The sequence below is a fragment of the uncultured Nitrospira sp. genome (assembly GCA_902500695.1).
In the GTDB taxonomy this organism is placed as follows: domain Bacteria; phylum Nitrospirota; class Nitrospiria; order Nitrospirales; family UBA8639; genus Nitrospira_E.
This window is the reverse complement of sequence record CABVRQ010000072.1, coordinates 1-20,174: the sequence shown is the minus strand read 5'-3', so window position 1 is coordinate 20,174 and position 20,174 is coordinate 1. Positions and strand designations below refer to the sequence as shown.

The window sequence follows — 20,174 nt, the reverse complement described above, 5'->3', positions numbered from 1 at the left end:
TTGATGAAAATTATCTGCGCGTAACCCTCGCCAACTCAAGGAAAGAAAGCCAATGCCCTCGATAAGGATTAATTTACCCGATGCTCATGGGAAAACGCGATACGGAAGGAGTCTTCCACAACTTAACGGGTTAATTCTAGGCTATTTCAGATACAGGTGCCTGGTTATGCTACATTTTTTGATGCCACCCCTGCAGCTTTGAGTGCAATTCGACAATGAAAAAATTTCTCAAAAAACTTTTTTCGCCGCTCGGTCGTCCACAATTCCAATTCCGGGTCGTACCGGAAAGACACGTGCAGGCACAGAGATTCGCCAGGTTCAATATGAATTTTCTTGACGACCGAAAAGTGACTGCGATCCAAGCCATCTGCAATTCGTAAAATAGCACTAAGACTGGATACAACCCGTCTCTGATCGCGATCCAAGAGCCGATATCCCTTATGTTTGGGATTTGGTTGACCACGTCGATGGTACCGCGCCACATTGGAGATAATACTTAATTCCTCAGAAGAAAACCCGGGAAGATCAGCATGGGTTATCAAATAGTAGGTATGTTTATGATGTTTATTCTCACGGATATGATGCCCGATGTCATGAAGTAAAGCCGCATATTCCAACCATTCCCGCTCTTTTTCTCCAAAATGATGCATGGACCGGGTCTGGTCGAACAAACTTAATGCTAACTTCGCGACATGATGCGCATGCACTTTTGCATACTGATATCGCCTGGCTAACAATAAGACTTGGCGGCGTCGGACATGAGGAATTTCCTGTTCCGCCCGTAATCCTTCTTGATGTTGTTGGATGAAATCATAAATCACGCCTTCCCGAATCGCCTTATCACTGAGACGCACCTGTTTAACCCCGAGACGCTCCATCAGCAGCCGCAACATCAGGACGCCGGGATAGAGCGTATCTACTCGTCGGGGATCCAAACCTGGAATTTTTAATCGTGTCTGCGTATCTTTTGTTCTAAGGAGTCCTTCAACCTCCCTGACTTCATCTATTTCGATTGTGGCCATGTCGATTTGTGGCAGGGGGCGCCCGGTTCGTGCCAAATAAATAATTTCAGCGAGATTCCCTGCCATACCCGATGTGGCCACCAGTTGCTGACAGTGAGTGAAGCGTTTCTTCGACAAGGATTTCTTCAGAGTCTGGCTCACGAGACGCTCGACGCGCTGAATCATTTTTTTATCGGGAGGATCGGATTTGAGAAATTGATCCTTTAACCGGATTGCACCCAATTTAAGACTTCGCACAAACTGTAATCGCTTTTGCGTACAAGCCATCAATTCCACGGATCCACCACCAATATCCACAATCATGGCCGGGAACTTTGAGAGATCCATACTATTTCTCACACCTAAATAGATCAGACGCGCTTCTTCCTCTCCAGTGATAACGCGCACTCTGAGACCAAGCTCTTTGCGAACGAGCTTCAGAAAATCTCCTCCATTTTTGGCCTCACGGACCGCACTGGTGGCGGTCGGAAGTATGAGATCAAATCCCTTGTTCGTTGCCAGCATGGAAAAACGTTTTAAGACCGTCAACCCACGATCCATAGCCTCCGGGGACAGTCGATGAGACGTAAAGGTCCCGTCGCCCAATCGGGCCATTTCCTTAATACGATCGACAATCTTGTACGAAAATCCCTTGTCTATTTCAGCCAGTACCATGTGAATAGAATTGGTTCCGATATCAATAACCGCAAGGCGTTGCATAGAGTTCACTTCCTTCAAAAATGGATTCGGTTCTCCCCTTCCATGACCACAACGGTTCCGTGGTCACAAAAGGCATCGAATGTTGTAAGAAAGAAATCTTCAGGAGGGGACAGAAAAATCATCAATAATATTGATACGATACCCCACACCCCTGAGAGTTTCAATAGTCGGACTCTGATCGCTCAATCCCTGCCGTTTTTGCGGAATCGGACTATAGGATAATCTACGGTCCGAACTTCGACAGAGACTTGCGATCCCCAGACGAGGTACAAGAGATCCTGGCGTTCCAAAAATCTGCCCTCGCTACCAAGCAATTGTTCCAATAACCAGAATTCAATGCGTGGGAGAAAGACTGATTACATTCGAAAAACCACACGAAAGATTTCTGAAGCAAGAACTAGATCCCCCATAGGATCACGTGACACTCCCGGATAATCTGTTCATTCCCCCATGGACAAATCCCGATCAGACATAAAAATGTGCACGTCTGGTGTCAAGCCTTTTGGAAACGGTACCTGACAACCATTTCCTACCCGTTATGGGAATGTTACAAACGGGTAAATCTCAACTTTGTGGGGAAGGGTTCGAAAAACCGGAGGCATTCGTAAGATGAATGCCCGATATAGAAGGTCGGAAATGCTCACCGAAAATAAAGCACCTGCCGGCAAAACCCCAAGAACTTTAAAAGGAGAGTTCCTGCCCAAGATGTTGAACGAGTGAACGATTCCCAAATAAGGCATCAACCTTTCCGGAGATCTTCGAGGGACGAAGCATTGCCGCCCCTCCAGCCTCCTCAATGAGCACCTGGGTAGCCAGGATATCCCACGGGTTCAAGGCTGGATCCACCATTGCGCCAAGGGCTCCACTGATCACGAGTCCATGGCCAAAACAATCCGTGTACCCTCGCACATACCCGGACAGGCTTAACAGGTGATGGTAATCCGCCTCCCGTTGTATACTGGAAAACTGAGCAAAATCGCCAACCCCAATAATGGCTTGTTCAATCGGCAGGTCTTCAGGAAGATGCAGGGCTTTTCCCTGGCAGGTGGTCCCTTGCCCCCTGGCCGCAGCATAGGTGATCCCGAGCATGGGAAGATGAATCACTCCAAGGACAGGAATGTTTTCCCGACTGTCAACCAAGGCGATAATGGTGCCGAATAACGGGATCCCATGAATAAAGGATCGTGTTCCATCAATAGGGTCCACGATCCATTGCCATCTTGTTCCCGTCCCCTGTAACCCTTCTTCTTCACCGAGAATATCAAGAGGTCCAATTTGGGCATTGGACAGCAAGTGAGACCGGATGAGGGCTTCACCCTCCTGATCGGCTTGAGTGACGGGCGAACCATCGCTTTTTTCTGTGATACGGAGATTCTGCCTTTCAAAATAGGCTCGAATCGGAACTGCTGCAACGTGGGCGGCATCGACAGCCGTTTGCAACAATTGAGTCAGTTGATTATCGTGCAAGTCTTTATCCATCAGTTACTCTCTCCTGCGGTTTTTGTACCCCGTTTTTCCTCCCGGGAGTATACTGAACTTCTTGTTTTGGTGACACAGGTTTTCCCGAATCCTGGCTCTTAATATGGTGGGGACCAGCCATATTCGGACAAGATCAAACATCGCGCTCACCCCTGTTCAATATGGCTTGCCGGCAATGGATTCCCGTATCCCTTTGACCATGTGCCCTCAGAATACCACCCGTGCAACAGCGTCCATCACCCGAACCGGCAGGTAATCTGATTTAACAGCATTGAGGTTACCACATCATTTATCATTTAAAAACAATTGGTTATATAATAAATTTCACACTTCCTTGTGATCCATCCAGGTAAAATGAGATCTTTAGCTTTGGTTTTCAAAATATTTCTGAGAAATTAGGATTTTCCTGTGTTTTTGATCTCAACACCATCCCATGAAGATTTCCTTCAAACGACCCAAGGCACACTGAAGATTGCCGGATGATTTTTTATGCCATGGAACATTCACCAAACCCTTGAAGAGGAAAAGAAGTTTCGTATTCCACCCGGCTTTCAATTCCCTCCCGACATGGGGGAACCGATCCCGCCCCGCGTATTCACATCCACCTATTTTGACAGCGAGCACCACCGACTCGGCCAATTGGGTCTGACACTCCGAAAACGAGTGGAACAGTCCCATGGGGTCTGGCAATTAAAGATACCGAGCGGCGGTAATCGGCTGGAATTGGAAATCGCATCCGGCAGTCGTAGTATTCCATGGGAATTTCAAGACTTATTATGGAGTTTTTTCAGAAAACAGGAAGCGGTTCAACTCGGGAAACTAAGAACAAGGAGAAAAGGGGTACACATTCGAAAAGACGGCCAGGTTCTCGCTGAAGTTGTCCTGGATTCCGTTGCCCTCATCAGAGACAAAACGGTTGTGCATTCATTCCAGGAAGTAGAGGTTGAATTACAGGAAGGGACAGCTGCTCAACTCAAGCCTATCCGCAAGATTCTGCTTCATGCCGGGGCGGAGGAAAAACCACTACAACCCAAAATTTTCCAAGCACTCCAACTTTCCTATCCGCTTACCGTCGAGTTTAGTGATTCGTCAGCACCACCGTCCGACCATATTCGGGAAAGGCTTCATTCCCAATATCTTCAGATGTTGCAAAATGATCCAGGCACCCGATTGGGACGGGATAGTGAAGCGCTCCATCAAATGCGGGTTGCCACGCGCCGCATGAGAGCCATCATTCGAGCCGTGAGTTCTTTCCTAGCACCGGAATGGACAGAACAGGTCCGCCAGGAACTGGGCTGGATTGGTTCTTTGTTGGGCGAGGTCAGAGATTGGGATGTTCTTTTTGAATTTTTTCGTCAAAATTTCCATGACTTCTCCTCACCAGAACAGCGTTCCTATCAAACGATTCTCAAGAATTTTGAAGATCAGAGTTCTGTGGCCCGCGCCAAACTTCTTGAAGGATTACGTAGCGACCGTTATCTCAATCTCCTGAATCATTTTGAGGATTCACTCAATCATTTGCCATTTCAACCGACTCCACTCACGTTAACAGAGATAGCGAGAACAGCCTTTCACAAAGTTCAGGATTTTGCGAATACGTCAGACAGCCTATTCCGGAAATTTGAACTGCATCACACTCGAAGACTCTTGAAGCGAGCCCGATATGCGGTTGAACTCGCTGAGCCCTTCCTCGGGAAACGTGCCAAACGGTTCATTCAACAAGCGAAGGTCGCCCAAGATTTACTGGGACGACACCAGGATGCGGTGGTTGCCGAGCAACGGCTCCTCGCCTTCAAACAGCACTCAAGGGGAACCGGAATCGCCTATGTCACCGGACTAATGGTCGAACGCTTACGGAATCTGCAATCTCAGGTGCATCAGCAAATCCCGAAGCAATGGGAAAAACTTGAAAAACAAGGAAAAAAGCTTTAAAGCCTTACGCCCAATCTCCTTGAACCTGTTGACGTCTGCATATACGCGTTTAATTGAAGTGATGATGGTGGGACGGAATAATCCCAATCAGGTACAATGGCTTTTAGTCCATAACAGGCATAATAGGAGATCTGATCATGACTCATCAGACAAAACCAAAGGCACCCAATACACCTGAAGTCATCGATAATCTTGATGACCCCAAGCTGTATCTGAACCGGGAACTGAGTTGGCTGGAGTTCAATAAACGGGTACTGGAAGAGGCAGAAGATCCGAGCCACCCATTACTGGAACGAGTAAAATTCCTTTCGATTTTCTTCAATAATCTTGACGAGTTTTTCATGATCCGGATTTCCGGATTACGCGAACAATTGTCCAGCGGAGTTCTGGAAGCTGCTCTGGATGGCATGAGTCCCTCCGATCAATTAGGGAAAATCCGGGACTCCCTTCTCCGGAGTTTTTCCCGTGTCACCCAATGTTGGCAGGATGACCTGTTTACCAGTCTGGTGGATGCCGGCATCCGTATCCTCCCCTATCAAGATCTCAAACCAAAACAACTATCCCTACTCCGCCGATATTTTCGAAAAGAAATTTTTCCTGCCCTGACGCCTTTGGCTTTTGACCCCAGCCACCCTTTTCCCCATATCTCCAACCTGACGGTCAACCTGGCCGTCGTGGCCCACGACCCTGACCGTGGAGAATGTTTCGCGCGCATTAAGGTTCCATCACTGTTCCCACGACTCATCCGGATTCCAGACGAATCGCAGGTATCCGACGATGAACAATTAGGGTTAGCAACCGGAGCGGAAAGTACCAACTTTGTGTGGCTGGAGGACATCATCGCCGCCAATCTGGATTTATTGTTTCCCGGTCTCACCATTCTAGCCTCTTATTATTTTCGCATCACCAGGGATGCAGACTTTGAAATCGAAGAAGATGAAGCCGGCGACCTCCTGGCTGCCATTGAAGAACAAATTGATCTTCGCCAATTCGGGTCTGTGGTGCGATTGGAACTGGACCGGCATATGCCGGATTCCATCAAAGATGTTCTGGTCAGAAATCTGAATTTAGCGCCTTATCAAGTCTACACCTATGATTTTCGCCTCGGCCTTTCGAATCTCCTTGAACTCACATCCATTGATCGACCGGATCTGAAATTTTCACCACATTACCCCAATATTCTGCATGAACCCACATCAAAGGAATCACTATTTTCACTCATTAAACGCGAGGACATCTTCCTTCATCACCCATACGACAGCTTCTCACCTGTCGTCGATTTCATTCGACAAGCCGCACTGGATCCGAATGTGTTAGCGATCAAACAGACACTCTATCGAGTGGGCATCAACTCCCCTGTGGTCGACGCCCTCATGGAAGCCCGGCAAAATGATAAGCAGGTTGCCGTACTCCTGGAACTCAAAGCCCGGTTCGATGAGGAAAACAATATTGAATGGGCAAGAAAATTAGAAGATGAAGGCGTGCATGTGGTGTATGGTGTCCTGGGCCTGAAAACACATGCCAAGGTCTGCATGGTCGTTCGTCGGGAATCAGATGGCATTCGTCGATATCTGCATCTCGGAACCGGCAATTACAACCCCATCACCAGCAAATTCTATACGGACTTTAGTTTATTTACCTGTCATCCGGTATTCGGCGAAGATGTCACCGATCTATTTAATGCCTTAACGGGGTATTCCAAAAAAGACTCCTACGCGAAACTTTTAATTGCGCCGGTCGGGATTCGAACGAATATCATCGAACGAATCAACCGGGAAATATCCCGCCAACAACAACATGGAGACGGCTACCTGGCATTCAAGGTGAATTCACTCGTCGACAAAGCCTCAATTCAGGCCTTGTATCGAGCCTCTCAAGCAGGCGTCAAGGTTGACCTCATGGTCCGTGGGATGTGCGGGCTCCGCCCTGGAATTCCTGGACTCAGCCAAACCATCAGGGTCACGTCTCTTGTGGGACGATTCCTTGAGCATTCTCGCTGTTACTATTTTCGTAACGGAGGGCAGGATGAATTATTTCTTGGGAGTGCGGATCTCATGCCCCGCAATATGGACCGGCGTGTTGAAATTTTGTTTCCGATTGAGAATCCCACACTGCGAACCTTCATTGTTGAAACCGTCTTACGTCCCTATCTGAAAGACAACATGCAGACGCGACAACTCCAATCCGATGGAACCTATACTCGCGTCAAGCCTTTGGAAAATGGAGCACCATTCCAGGCCCAGGATTGGTTTATTGCAAACTGGAAAGGGAAACAGACCAAGCCGCCTTCCCTCTGAAGACTGTGAATAACCGGTGGTATTTTCGTTTCAGGGATGCCACCACATCTCTGCGGCTCTGCCCAAATTAACTGGGGGCTTCGTTAGGCACCAAAAACCAATTTTCAGAAAGAAACACCGTTTCCAACTCCCTTAGCGGACATCCCTCTTGATAATAAGCGGGCTCCCACTCCAGACCACAACTTCGGCACCGCAATTGGATGGTACCGGATTTATCCTGCGACGAAGCATTTGGGCCACCGCCTCTCTCACCTTCCAATCTAACTCCGCTCATACCTTCCCTCTCTTTTCTTGGAACATCTCCATAAACCTAGCCCCGATAATCGGGTCTGGCCATTCATCATATCCCTAGTCATCAGAATATCTACCAACCATGAGCCAAATGATCAGCCAGCCCGCCATCACATTATTCTCATTAGGTCATCAGGTTTTTATCCCGTGACAACGGTTAATTCCTCCTGCACCCTCTTGTGTTGACCAGCCTTCATCCAAGTCTGTCGAGCCGACTGGCCCTTCGCTTCCAAGAGTTCATGCCCTCTCATATACGCAAGAGTCTCATGAATGCGCTCCGGCCTTCCCCAATCACTCCAACAGACCCCGGTCAGGTCCATCATGTGTAATTGCTGAGGAATCAGTGATAACAGATCACTAGAGAAGTTTCTCGAAGGCATCGTTCGATAGAGATGCAGTAATCGTTGCTGTTCATTGGAGGTTCCAATCCCACCCGCATGCTCTTCAAAAGGCATCACAACTTCAGGGATACACTGACGGCCGGCTTCCCATAAGGTTTGGACTTTGGCAATCAGCACCAACGTATTCCATTGCCCCCCACTCAGGGCAATGTCCTCAAGCTGGGCCCCCAATGGTTTTTCCACAAATCTTCGCACTTCCCGGACCTGAATCCCTCCGGGATGGGGGAGACGATCACCTGGGATGACCCACCCATAGTCTTGCTCTCGCGATTGAGGAGGAACAGTCAACAATATCATACGATGAGGCTGTTCCTGGACCAAGGCCGCCGCATCACGAACCACTTGAATCATCGGCTCAGCGGGGAAAATGAAATGATCAGAAGGCCACAGAACTACCGTGGCATGAGGATCATGCGCTCGGATATAGGAGAGCGGCAGAAACACACCGGGTCCGGTTCCTCGATTATCGGGTTGCCAAACCAGTCGTCCGAGGGATTCCTGAATCAATTGGGTCCGCACATAGCCCCAATGTGATTGATCCATCACTGTGACAACCTGGTGAGGAAGGGAGAGGGCTTTCGCTCTGGTCCACGTATGTTGGATCATCGATCGCTTTCCCATAAACGCACAATATTGCTTCGGTCGATACGCACCGAAACACTCTTCCGTATATTGCCGAAGTCGCTCCCCATGTCCACCGGCCAGGACCAGTGACCACAGTGAACCAAGACCCTGGGAACGTAAGTTAGTAGCCTGTCCTTGGGAAAATCGTGAAGACCCGCCGCGAGTGTCAACCCATTTTTGCATAGCATTCTCCTTCCACAATCGCTGGTGTATGTTGATGATTATTCCTACCCAGACTCTACGTTAGAGAAATGACACCCCTGTCACAGACAGGTAAATTTTTTGTGACAGAAAATGGAAAAGCTGATAAAGAATTAAAAAAATGAGAAAAGAACGAGGAGAAAAACGAGGGCAGGACGACTGTGTTAGGTTGGAATCATATGACGGATAATTTTCCCTTCCACCATATACACGACCAGTTCCGCCACATTCGTCGCATGATCGGCAATGCGTTCAATATATTTCGAGATAAACGACAGCCGGATCCCGCGCGAGATCGTTTGGGGATTTTCCATCATGAAGGACAACAGTTCACGAAAAATTTGTTCATTCAGTTCATCGACATAATCATCCTCCTTGAGGACCTGTCTGGCAAGAACCGAATCCCCCCGGACAAACGCATCCAAGGCTTCTCCCACCATTTTGATGGCACGCTCAGCCATTAGCGGAATATCGATATACGGCTTCAGTTGAGGTTCGGTATGCAGTTCGAGTGCGCGCTCACAAATATTTTCTGCCAAATCGCTCATGCGCTCTAATTCAGTGGAGATCTTCATGGCCGTCGTAACAAACCGCAGATCTTTAGCTGCCGGCTGGTGGAGAGCCAACAATTCGAGACAGAGTTCGTCTATGGCCACATCCATGGTATTCACCTGACGGTCATTCTGAATGACCTGATTCGCCACCAGATCATCTCGATCCGTAAGTGCGATAAGCGCTTGACGAATCTGCCCTTCAACGAGCGCCCCCATCCGCAAAATTCTCTGTCTGAGGTCCGCCAACGAATCATCAAAATGTCGCTTCATCGTGATCCTTTATTCTGGTCTAATGGGAATCAGCCGAACCGCCCCGTCACGTAATCTTCCGTTCGGGGATCACCGGGATTGGTAAAAATCTTCTTGGTCCCTTCGAATTCGATTAACTCCCCTAATAAGAAAAACCCCGTCAGATCAGAAACCCGCGCCGCCTGCTGCATGTTATGTGTCACAATCACGACCGTGAGCCGCTCTTTCAATGTATGGAGAAGTTCTTCTATTCTGCCGGTGGAGATCGGATCAAGGGCCGAACACGGTTCATCCATCAACAGCACTTCCGGATCAACCGCAAGCGCTCTCGCAATACAGAGTCGTTGTTGTTGGCCTCCCGACAAACCCAAGGCGCTGGCATGCAACCGATCTTTAACTTCCTCCCACAACCCTGCTCCCTGAAGGCTTGTCTCAACGATCGCGTCAAGGGTCGCACGTTTGCGGATTTTCTGCAATTGCGGGCCATACGCCACATTCTGCCAGACAGTTTTCGGGAACGGGTTAATTTTCTGAAACACCATACCAACCCGGGTTCGAAGGTCGGTGGCATCGACTTCAGGTCGATAAATATTTTCATCATCCAGGAGAATGGTTCCTTCGACCCTGGTGCCATCGACCAGGTCATTCAGCCGATTGAGGCACCGCAAGAGGGTTGATTTCCCACAACCTGAAGGTCCGATAAATGCGGTGACTTTATTCGCAGGAATGGTCATATTCACGCATTTGAGCGCTTGAACCGTGCCGTAGTAAAAATTCATATCTTGAATAACTATTTTCGCAGGCGCATCGGTCAATGGATGTTGGTCCGCTTCAGATTCTACAAAAGTCTTTTTCATCGGATCCGTCTGCCTTGTTTCAAGCACCAGCCTCAGAGACTTTGCAGCGGTGGTCTTGGCCAAAAACATAGATTTTTCCAAAAAATTCTGTTCGATTTTCATCATTGTACCTCATTTATACCGAAGCACCAGCATAGCGCCTCCGCATTCGGGTCCGGAGTGCAATCGCGGTCATATTCAAGAGGAGAACGACAAGAACCAGGACCAGGGTTGTGACATAGACCATGGGCTTGGCCGCCTCCACATTTGGAGATTGAAACCCCACATCATAGATATGAAATCCCAAATGCATAAATTTTCGATCAAGATGCATAAAGGGAAACTGTCCATCAAGCGGCAAAGCCGGAGCAAGCTTGACCACGCCGGTCAACATGAGTGGTGCTACTTCCCCGGTAGCCCTGGACACCGCGAGAATCAAACCGGTTAAAATTCCCGGCATGGCGCAAGGCAGAACAACCCGCATGAGCGATTCAAATTTTGTCGCGCCCAATCCCAACGATCCCTCCCGATATTCTCTGGGAACAGCCGACAAGCCTTCTTCGGTCGCCACAATGACCACCGGCACGGTCATGAGGGCCAATGTGAGCGAAGCCCATAACATTCCCCCTGTCCCAAACGTAGGATTCGGTAGCGAGGCGGAGAAGAATAACTGGTCAATTGAGCCTCCCACTGCATAGACAAAAAACCCCAGACCGAACACACCAAAGACAATGGACGGAACCCCCGCAAGATTATTCACCGCAATCCGGATCATTCGAGTCACCAGGCCTTGCTTGGCATATTCTTTTAAATACACGGCGGCCAAGACTCCAAACGGGACCACGACCACACTCATGACCAAGACCATCATGACCGTACCAAATATTGCGGGAAAGATCCCACCTTCGGTATTCGCTTCCCGTGGCTCATCGGTCAAGACATTCCAAAAATTTTCCACATACATTTTGGTTTTATCCCAGACACTCATGGAATTGGGACGCCACGCCTTCACAATGCCGCCAACAGGAAATATTTTTTCCTCTCCGGTGACATCAATGAGAGTGACCCGATACCGGTTCAATCGGTCATACAGCCCCACCAATCGTTGGATCTGCTCCTGATAGGCTGCTTCCCGTTGTTGGATATCCTGTTGAAGAGCGTCGGCGGAATCCGGGGAAACATTCCCCTTCAACTCCAGGGTCTTCAGACTGAGGCGCGCCCGCTCCATGTCGGCATTAATGGCGCCAATCACATCGCGTTCAATATGATGAATCTCCCGGTGAAGTGAATCGGCTTGCTCAAGGAAGGGGTACCAGACATCCCACGCAATATCCCGGCCCTCAGCCAGACGTGAGTCACCGTCCCACACCGCAGTCACCCAACCATAAAAATTCCCCCATTCCCGTCGTTCAAATGCGATGACATCCTTAGGCCAGTCCCGTTGGGCAATGTCAGCTTCATCAACCCACCGGAAATCCAGTCCGTACACATCCCGGTTGCCCACCTTCAGTTGGATGCGAGACTGCCCCTCGGGGAAATCTGCGGTGACCGTCTCCGGAATGCGCTGAGTATCCACGATTTCCCCAAGGACCCGGGTGTCATCGTTGAGCGTCAACTGGACAAGATCCTTCTGCCAAAAATAGCCCATACCATTGATAAAAATGAGCATCAGAAGACCGCCGATCAGCAGCAGCGAACAGGCTAAAGCCCCTCCTGATAACCAGATAAACAATGTGCCGGATGCAAAAAATCGTTGAAGAAATTTCATAGCTGCTTGTCTTAAAATTGAGAATATTTTTGGCGAAGCCGTTGCCGCACGATTTCAGCAATCGTATTAATCGTAAATGTGAAGCCAAACAAAATCAGACCGGACAGGAACAACACACGATACAACGTCCCGCCATGAGGGGCTTCAGGCATTTCTACCGCAATATTGGCCGATAGCGTACGAAATCCATTAAACATACTCCAATCCATGATCGGGGTATTTCCTGTGGCCATCAGTACAATCATCGTTTCCCCTATCGCGCGCCCGAATCCGATCATCAACGCCGAGAAGATGCCCGGACTGGCCGAAATAAGGACTAAACGGGTTAAGGTCTGCCACCGCGTCGCTCCCAGAGCCAGAGATCCTGCAACAAGTTGTCGGGGAACATTGGCAATGGCATCTTCGGCAATACTGAAAATAATGGGAATCACCGCAAAACCCATCGCAAAACTAATGACAATGGCATTTCGCTGATCATAGGTTAATCCCAAATTCTGCGCCAACCACTGTTTAAAGTTTCCTCCAAACATCCAACCCTCAATCGCCTGATTGGCCATCAAACAGGCACCCACGGTGAGAACAATGGCAATCATCATGACCATCAGATCAAGTCCATACACATCACATCGTCTCACCCGAACGGGGAGGAATTGCCAGGCAAGGCAACAAGCCGCAATCACCAGAGGAAGGAATCCCACGATGGCGACCACAGCAGGAAAAATTTTCTCTAAGAGCGGAGCAAACCAGAGACCCGCGAGAAATCCCAACACCACAGACGGTAGAGCCGCCATCAATTCCAAAGACGGCTTGACAACGGAGCGAAGGTGAGGGTGCATGAACATAGCCGTATAAATGGCCCCCATGACTGCAAGAGGTATGGCCAACACCATGGCATATAACGTCCCCTTCAAGGTGCCAAACATGAGCGGAATGAGGCCCAGTTTTGGCTCAAACTCATCCGATCCGCTGGAGGATTGCCAAATCATCTCCGGACGGTCATAGCCTTCATAGGTCACAGACAAAAATAAGGATTTGAACGTGACCTCCGGATGTGGATTATGAATGGCATAAGTCTGAAGCGTGCCATCCTCCCCCAACCACACCAGACCATCGGCTTTTGGAGCATAGCGTAAGGATTCGAGATCATTTCCGTTCCCTGGAATTTCTAAAATCGTTTCTCCCGTTGTGGAATAATGCAGGAACATGGTTCCATGATGGTCGGCTGTTAAAAATCCTTTATCGCGTTGAGACACCGAGAGACTCGTCACCGACCCGGCATGGGGAGTGAAGGTATGGACTTTCCTCAGGAATCTGCCGGATGGACCCGATTGATCCGCTGAGAAGGCCCACGTACTCACGCTTCCGGAAGTGGTGCCAACCACCAACGTTCGTTCACCTAACAAATATGAGAGAACGGTCACGGCATCCCCGACCGCACCAACAGGCACGGATTGAGGCATGGCATCAAATCCCTGCCCTTGCCATTCCCATGTAAGGAGATGGCCATCCCTGGTTCCGGCCACCAATCGTTTCCCCACACTATCCAGTGCCAACGTCGTGAGATGAGACTTCGGCGGTAGGACGAGCCGATTGGTTGTCACAACGACCTCATCCGAAAATGAAAAATCCCCCGGTTCCTCAATCCTGGTTACCCAGAGTTCGCCGCTTCCGGTGAGAGCCACCACGGTTTGAAATTCATCACTCCTGGTGACATGCGCATGAAGGACAATACCCATTCCGTCAGGAACCACCCGAACAGGTTCATTGACCTTCACGCTCGGAATAATGGTCCGTCGGTCACCCTGGAAATCAGATCGATAAAGTATGTTGACCGGATAGACGAGTCCCTGGTCTGTCCCGACACTGAGGCTATGGCCTTTCAACCCCATTCGCACGACAGACGTCGGATCACCGTCAATCGACAACTCCCCTCCCACATCAGGAATGGTGGTACCACCCGGTAAGGAAAAAAATTGAAGATATTTCCCTTTGAGAACAAACGGGACCTCCCGATATTCATCAATGCCCACGATCGCCTGTGTCACGTTGGAGGATTGCATCTCTGTGAGTGGCATAGGCACGGTCAGTTCTGGAGTAACGGTGGCGGGTTGAAACAGAGGTATCACTTCCCAAACCAGGTACACAAAAATCCCTAGAATACTGACAATGGTCGCCAGGCCTCCCGCTCCGACGACATACCTCGCGACATAATCCAGTAGATGACGAATCCGCCTTTGGGCGGCAACGCGAGAACCGACGGCTAACGACTTTTTATGAGAAACTAAAGCACCAGAAGAAGAGGAAGATAAGGGTGGCATCAGGCCTTGAGCTTGGCAAAAGTGAAGAAAGAAGGAGAAGATGAGATCAGAACACCCAACCGCTCCCCAAAGGGTTTCTATGAAAAACGGCCGGGATGTTCATCAGGGGTTTTTTACTTGAGATGCTCAGATTGTTTTCCACCAATTTTTTCCGATATGGGGAAATAGCCATCTTTAATGACGACCTTCTGCCCTTCCCGGCTATAGACATATTTCAAGAATTCCCGAACAATGGGAGACAACGGTTGATTAGGTGCTTTGTTTACATATACAAACAAATACCGTGCCAAGGGATACTCCCCGCTGGTGGCATTTTCATATGTGGCCTCCACAAACGGTTGACCAGCCTTCATGGAAAGAGGAAGCGCATGGACACTTGAAGTTCGATATCCGATACCGCTATATCCAATCCCGGCCTGATCTTCAGTCACTCCTTGCACGACAGAGGCCGAACCGGGCTGTTCCTTCACTTCATCTTTATAATCACCATTCTCCAGCACCGCTTCTTTGAAAAATCCATAGGTTCCCGACGCCGAATTCCGGCCATAGATACTGATCGGCATATCGGCAAACATACCGGTCAAACCCAATTGTCCCCAACTGGTAAGATTTTCCTTATACCCGTGTTGTCGGGTCTTGGAAAACACCGCGTCCACTTGCTCAATCGTCATCCCCTGAATGGCATTGTCTTTATTGACGTAGACCGCCAACGCATCCACCGCGACGGGAAAAGCGGTTGGCTTGTAGCCGAACTTGGCTTCAAACGCATCAATTTCTTTTCCCTTCATCTTGCGAGACATCGGTCCCAACTGGGCCGTCCCTTCTATAAGAGCCGGGGGAGCGGTGCTGGATCCTTTTCCTTCAATCTGGATTTTAACATTCGGATATTGCTTCCGGAATCCTTCAGCCCACAGCGTCATGAGGTTATTCAGGGTATCCGAGCCGATACTATTGATATTCCCGGACACTCCACTCACCTTGGCATAATTCACCCAGGCCGGATCTTCCATATCATCCTTGGCCCAAACATGAGAGGCCCCAAGCATCGTGGTCCCGCTCCAACCCAGGGTCAGCGCCATGCTCATGCCCAACACCCACATTTTCTTTCGATTCTGACTGTGTTCCATCAAACTGGCCTCCTCATATGAATAAATAGTGTAGGTCCAACAGATTTCTTATATGTAACGGCAATGTTACGAACGTGTTAAATAGCCATCGGCCTAGTTTCCTCGCTTGACGAGTAAGATCCCGTCAGGACCTCCTCCGCGTTTCCGCTTAACAAAGGATGAATGGCCCGAATTTCAAATTGAAACTCCTTTTGGCACAAAATCACCGACCCTTCATGCAGGCATTCACCAAGTATGAAGAACAGATATCCCCATCGCATCCAGGGCAAATAATTTGAGAGTTGCTCAATCGTAACGGACTGCTTGGCAGAAATGACGCCTAAGACCGCTTCACGATCTCCTCTTTCAACAAGATTCCGGGTCATCAATTCCTTGTGACTCGTTGCCATGCTCCCCTCCTGTGGTCGTTATCCAATGTTGAGGCAGCTCCATGCGAGCTATCCTGGCTATTCAACCAATCAACGGCATCCTAGCGATCGACTGTTGCAGCCCTATGCGGTTCGGGTTACAACTATGTAACGTTTCAGGGGTTTCAAACATGAAAAATCAAAGGATGGAGGCTACCGGAGAGAAAACGTGGATCTCACAACGGTGTGGGAGTTGGCCGGGATATAGGCAGGATCACTTCCATAGTGGTGCCTTTGCCCAATTCACTTTGTACGCGAAGTTTACCACCGAGCAGTTGGAGTAAATGTTTGACGATAGAAAGTCCAAGTCCTGTCCCGCCTTCTTCACGAGAACGGGCTCGATCCACCCGATAAAATCGTTCGGTAATGCGTGGAAGGTCAATCGACGGAATACCCTGGCCCGTGTCGTTGACCTGCAAGGAGATTTCCTGGTCCCGAAGAGACATGGCTTGAAATGAGATCAGTCCACCGGCAGGCGTATATTTAATGGCATTATCCACGAGATTCACCAGAATCTGAATCAACCGATCCCGATCTGCCCAGGCACTGAATTCAACCCCGATCTTATTGGAGATCTGCAGATTTTTTTTCGACAATTGAGTCTGAAACATCTCACAGACATCCTGCGCAACTTCACGCAACGGCACTAATTCACACCGTAAGACGACTTTTCCTGATTCTATTTCCGAGAGGCCTCGTAAATCTTCTACTAACCGACTGAGCCGCACCGCATGTTGATGGGCAACGTGCACAAATTTCCGATTGTTCGGAGTTTCCAGTGACGGTTCATCCACGAGCGTTTCCAAATATCCAACAATGGCCGTCAGCGGGGTCCGCAGTTCATGGGACACGTTCTCAACAAACTCGGTCCGTACCTGTTCCAATCGGCGCAATTCGGTGACATCATGCAACACCAACACACTCCCCTTCTTCTGATTGGAAATGGGAAAAGGCAGCGCATACACTTCTAACACCATGGAGACGGGAGGATGCAATTCTATCTCAGCCTGTCGTCGCTCATGCCACGCCAATTCCTGACAGCCCTCAACCAGCCCCGCCAGCTGTTGGTTTCTAATTATTTCCCACACCGATCGTCCTTGAATCGCCCTGGCATCCAATCCCAATATCCGGTGGGCGCTGGAATTAGTGAACAATACTTTTCCCTTGGAATCAAAGGCCACCACCCCTTCCACTAAATTTTCCATGATGGCGATAATTTTCGTGCGTTCTTCCTCGAGACTGGTCATTCGTTTCTTCACGTTTTCCACCAGGCGCTGAATATGGCCTCCCAATGCATCGGGTTCCAACACACGAGAAATCCTCGCCTCATCAATCTCACTGAGCTGTTCAAGTTGACGAATCCCTGTCATGAGATCTTCGTGATTTTCCCTCGTCTGATCCCAGGTCTTTCGAGTCATCACCACCGCCACACCAACCAGACCAGCTCCCAACAAAACCACCACCCAGAATGGCCATGCCCGGGCGACCGCCAGGCCAACCCCGACCATCGCCGCCACCATCCAGCCCATGAAGATGAGAGAAGGATTACGCATAGATCGGGGGCACTTTCATCATACTGGCCTTAGACGGCCCCCGACTCAAAACGATAACCCACACCTTTAACGGTCACAATGCGGGTAAATTCGTCTCCTAACTTTTCCCTGAGTCGCCGAATATGCACATCCACCGTCCGCGATTCAATATCCACCGCATTGGAATAGCCCCAAACGGTTTCCAATATTTGATCACGGTTCAACACCCGGCCATTCGCCCGCATCAACGCACAGAGCAAATCGAATTCCTTGACGGTCAATTCCACCACGGTTCCATTCACCTTCACCTGATGCTTTCCTTCATCCACCTCCAGTGTTCCAACTCTTTTGATGGCCGGCATGTCCTGACCTTGTCCTCGCCGCAACACGGCTTTCACTCTGGCGACAAGTTCCCTCGGGCTAAAGGGTTTCACCAGATAGTCATCCGCCCCCATTTCCAAACCCACAATCCGGTCTACTTCCTCGGCCTTCGCGGTTAGCATAATAATGGCGATCGAAGAGGTTTTCGGGTCTTTCCTCACCTTCCGGCAGACCTCCAAACCATCCACACCCGGCAACATCAGATCCAGGACCATAAGATCGGGGGTGCGTTCCTTCGCCAACTGCAAGGCCGTTTCCCCGTCACGCGCCTCCAAACATTTGAGCCCTTCCTTTTCCAAGTGATACTTGACCAACTCCACCAGATCCTTTTCATCATCTACGACTAATACCGTTGCAGCCATAAGACGTTCTCCTCAGCAGTGTTCCTCAGTGTGCCGGCTCTTCAGCCGTCCCCTGAGTCTTGTGGGCATGATGTTCAAAATATCGGGTGATGGCTGCCATGGCATAACAATCATCCTCGTTATATTCCAAAATTCTATTTATCAAAGCGTCATTAGTCGGATTGGCTAAATAATCGTTATACCAGGCGATAGAATTAGCTCCGGACGGGTCCACGTCTCTCCACTGAAACCCGATAAATTTGGCAATATGTTTAATCCCATAAGAAAATGTCGGCCAGTCAGAATATTCCACAATGAGGTCTTGATACAAATCAAATTCACAGGCCTTATACTTTTCAAAGGTTTCGGCATCCAGATCATACTTTTCCATCAGACGTTTCAACGTCGATCGTTCCTTATGGGAATACACATAATAGACAGCCCGATCGGTCGATTGAATAAATTGCCAGAAGTCCCTCACCGTCTGCTCTTCGTCTTCAGGGGTTTTAGCCAAAAAGTACGTAAAGTGAGAGGGCCTCTTCCCATCCTGAAGGACCATACCGAACAGATAGGTGACGCCACGGGTCGGATCATCTTCAATATCAAAATAAATCTCTCGATCAACCTCTGGAAACGTATAGCCCGAGCGGATCCTCGGCTTCCCCTCCAACAGGACCTGCGCCCGCTCCTTCATTCGCGCCAGGGAGACCTGACCCATTCGCGGAATCTTATGAGGCGGCTTGAGATAGGTTTGCACATCCATTTGCGCAATATCTTGAATCGTCCGAAGCCCCTGCTCCCGGAGCGCAAATTTTTGTTTGCCCACAAAGAATAAGCCTGTGGGGTCAGATTCCGCTTTCACCCATCGGTAACATCGGGAAAACCACCCGCACATCGTACAGTGACTTCCCAGCACGGGTTCCGAAGCCTCCTCCCCGGACACCAACTGTTGAACGTCCTGCATGGCCTGATGAAACCGTTCTTCAAATGGAGCCGGATCAAATTCTTCAAGCTGTTTGTCCACATTGATAATCCGGCCTCCCGGCGGTACCGTTCCCTGAATCCTTTCAAGTAACAGCCGATAGAACAAAATTTGAAAGGCGTAATGTTCCTTAAACTTTCGTTTTTTGCCTTCTGCCTCTTCCCAACCCTTACCAGCCTTAATATCGATCGGCTCATAAAGAAAGTCACCGAAACGGGACGCCCCATCCTCCCGTTTCACCAACAAATCCGGTCGCCCCACAAACTGCTCATGGATCAGACAGCCTTGATAAATAACGGCAGCTCCATGCTCCATGGCTAACAGGGTTTCCTGGAATGCCGGCTCAACGGCAAGATCCTGCAGGTCCACAATTTCCTGATCCCCAAGTGAGCTGATGTAGTCCCGCTCGGTCTGCAACCCCACTTCCCACAACAATTTCACAAATGAACTGACCTCCGATTTCTCCGTCGGATCGCCATTGCTATCCAGATATACGCGATGCAGACACTTGGTGTAGTTATAAAGGTCTTGAGCGGTGACTCGTTGCCGGGCCATAGAGAAGGAGAGAATGAAACAGGTCGTTCACATTGAGGATAATCGTGCTTTCACTGTTAGCACCAATACTAGCACAATAAAAGAGAAAGGAAGAGTCGGAGTTCTGATGTAAATCTAAGCGGCATGTACCGGACAATGCCGGATAAATGCTGTCTTTGTCACGACCTAATCAAGTCCT

Annotated in this window: 14 protein-coding genes; 2 read left to right on the top strand and 12 right to left on the bottom strand. The window is 49.4% G+C overall.

Annotated elements, in window-relative coordinates; all coding sequences use genetic code 11:
- Nucleotides 1-164: 164 nt before the first annotated feature.
- Complete coding sequence (locus AAH187_RS15260; RefSeq protein WP_342349331.1) at nt 165-1,721, bottom strand: Ppx/GppA phosphatase family protein; 1,557 nt, start codon at nt 1,719-1,721, stop codon at nt 165-167.
- Nucleotides 1,722-2,402: 681 nt separating this feature from the next.
- Nucleotides 2,403-3,200, bottom strand: a complete 798-nt coding sequence (locus AAH187_RS15255; protein WP_342349330.1) for an inositol monophosphatase family protein — start codon at nt 3,198-3,200, stop codon at nt 2,403-2,405.
- A gap of 489 nt (nt 3,201-3,689) precedes the next feature.
- On the opposite strand from AAH187_RS15255, the gene AAH187_RS15250 reads away from it, so the two are divergent.
- Nucleotides 3,690-5,132 (top strand): CYTH and CHAD domain-containing protein, encoded by a 1,443-nt coding sequence (locus tag AAH187_RS15250; RefSeq protein WP_342349329.1) that lies wholly within the window; start codon nt 3,690-3,692, stop codon nt 5,130-5,132.
- Between the two features lie 137 nt (nt 5,133-5,269).
- The gene (gene ppk1, locus AAH187_RS15245; RefSeq protein WP_342349328.1) at nt 5,270-7,429 is read left to right on the top strand and encodes a polyphosphate kinase 1; all 2,160 of its coding nucleotides are present in this window, start codon (nt 5,270-5,272) and stop codon (nt 7,427-7,429) included.
- Nucleotides 7,430-7,860: 431 nt separating this feature from the next.
- Here ppk1 and AAH187_RS15240 read toward each other — a convergent pair whose 3' ends face one another.
- From AAH187_RS15240 to AAH187_RS15195, 10 genes are all read right to left on the bottom strand, one after another.
- The gene (locus AAH187_RS15240; RefSeq protein WP_342349327.1) at nt 7,861-8,928 is read right to left on the bottom strand and encodes a sugar phosphate nucleotidyltransferase; all 1,068 of its coding nucleotides are present in this window, start codon (nt 8,926-8,928) and stop codon (nt 7,861-7,863) included.
- A 182-nt stretch (nt 8,929-9,110) separates the two neighbouring features.
- Nucleotides 9,111-9,770: a phosphate signaling complex protein PhoU gene (gene phoU, locus AAH187_RS15235; RefSeq protein WP_342349326.1), complete on the bottom strand. Its 660-nt coding sequence runs from the start codon at nt 9,768-9,770 to the stop codon at nt 9,111-9,113.
- A 29-nt stretch (nt 9,771-9,799) separates the two neighbouring features.
- Entirely contained in the window at nt 9,800-10,711 is a 912-nt protein-coding gene (pstB, locus tag AAH187_RS15230; protein ID WP_342349325.1) for a phosphate ABC transporter ATP-binding protein PstB, read from the bottom strand.
- Nucleotides 10,712-10,721: 10 nt separating this feature from the next.
- Nucleotides 10,722-12,353, bottom strand: coding sequence for a phosphate ABC transporter permease PstA (gene pstA / locus AAH187_RS15225; protein ID WP_342349324.1), 1,632 nt, complete (start codon nt 12,351-12,353; stop codon nt 10,722-10,724).
- Nucleotides 12,354-12,364: 11 nt separating this feature from the next.
- Nucleotides 12,365-14,671: an ABC transporter permease subunit gene (locus AAH187_RS15220; protein ID WP_342349323.1), complete on the bottom strand. Its 2,307-nt coding sequence runs from the start codon at nt 14,669-14,671 to the stop codon at nt 12,365-12,367.
- 113 nt (nt 14,672-14,784) lie between these two features.
- A complete protein-coding gene (locus AAH187_RS15215; RefSeq protein WP_342349322.1) occupies nt 14,785-15,798 on the bottom strand; it encodes a phosphate ABC transporter substrate-binding protein in 1,014 nt (337 codons plus the stop codon).
- Between the two features lie 77 nt (nt 15,799-15,875).
- Nucleotides 15,876-16,187, bottom strand: coding sequence for a hypothetical protein (locus AAH187_RS15210; RefSeq protein ID WP_342349321.1), 312 nt, complete (start codon nt 16,185-16,187; stop codon nt 15,876-15,878).
- 194 nt (nt 16,188-16,381) lie between these two features.
- Entirely contained in the window at nt 16,382-17,758 is a 1,377-nt protein-coding gene (locus tag AAH187_RS15205) for an ATP-binding protein (RefSeq protein WP_342349320.1), read from the bottom strand.
- Nucleotides 17,759-17,787: 29 nt separating this feature from the next.
- Nucleotides 17,788-18,480, bottom strand: a complete 693-nt coding sequence (locus tag AAH187_RS15200; protein ID WP_342349319.1) for a response regulator — start codon at nt 18,478-18,480, stop codon at nt 17,788-17,790.
- Between the two features lie 25 nt (nt 18,481-18,505).
- Nucleotides 18,506-19,996, bottom strand: coding sequence for a TM0106 family RecB-like putative nuclease (locus AAH187_RS15195; RefSeq protein ID WP_342349318.1), 1,491 nt, complete (start codon nt 19,994-19,996; stop codon nt 18,506-18,508).
- Between the last annotated feature and the right edge of the window lie 178 nt (nt 19,997-20,174).

Coding starts and splice junctions, on each gene's coding strand:
- AAH187_RS15250 (WP_342349329.1), top strand. CDS start 3,690: ATGCCATGGAACATTCACCAAACCCTTGAAGAGGAAAAGAAGTTTCGT.
- AAH187_RS15255 (WP_342349330.1), bottom strand. CDS start 3,200: ATGGATAAAGACTTGCACGATAATCAACTGACTCAATTGTTGCAAACG.
- AAH187_RS15195 (WP_342349318.1), bottom strand. CDS start 19,996: ATGGCCCGGCAACGAGTCACCGCTCAAGACCTTTATAACTACACCAAG.
- AAH187_RS15200 (WP_342349319.1), bottom strand. CDS start 18,480: ATGGCTGCAACGGTATTAGTCGTAGATGATGAAAAGGATCTGGTGGAG.
- pstA (WP_342349324.1), bottom strand. CDS start 12,353: ATGAAATTTCTTCAACGATTTTTTGCATCCGGCACATTGTTTATCTGG.
- ppk1 (WP_342349328.1), top strand. CDS start 5,270: ATGACTCATCAGACAAAACCAAAGGCACCCAATACACCTGAAGTCATC.
- pstB (WP_342349325.1), bottom strand. CDS start 10,711: ATGATGAAAATCGAACAGAATTTTTTGGAAAAATCTATGTTTTTGGCC.
- phoU (WP_342349326.1), bottom strand. CDS start 9,770: ATGAAGCGACATTTTGATGATTCGTTGGCGGACCTCAGACAGAGAATT.
- AAH187_RS15240 (WP_342349327.1), bottom strand. CDS start 8,928: ATGCAAAAATGGGTTGACACTCGCGGCGGGTCTTCACGATTTTCCCAA.
- AAH187_RS15210 (WP_342349321.1), bottom strand. CDS start 16,187: ATGGCAACGAGTCACAAGGAATTGATGACCCGGAATCTTGTTGAAAGA.
- AAH187_RS15260 (WP_342349331.1), bottom strand. CDS start 1,721: ATGCAACGCCTTGCGGTTATTGATATCGGAACCAATTCTATTCACATG.
- AAH187_RS15215 (WP_342349322.1), bottom strand. CDS start 15,798: ATGGAACACAGTCAGAATCGAAAGAAAATGTGGGTGTTGGGCATGAGC.
- AAH187_RS15205 (WP_342349320.1), bottom strand. CDS start 17,758: ATGCGTAATCCTTCTCTCATCTTCATGGGCTGGATGGTGGCGGCGATG.
- AAH187_RS15220 (WP_342349323.1), bottom strand. CDS start 14,671: ATGCCACCCTTATCTTCCTCTTCTTCTGGTGCTTTAGTTTCTCATAAA.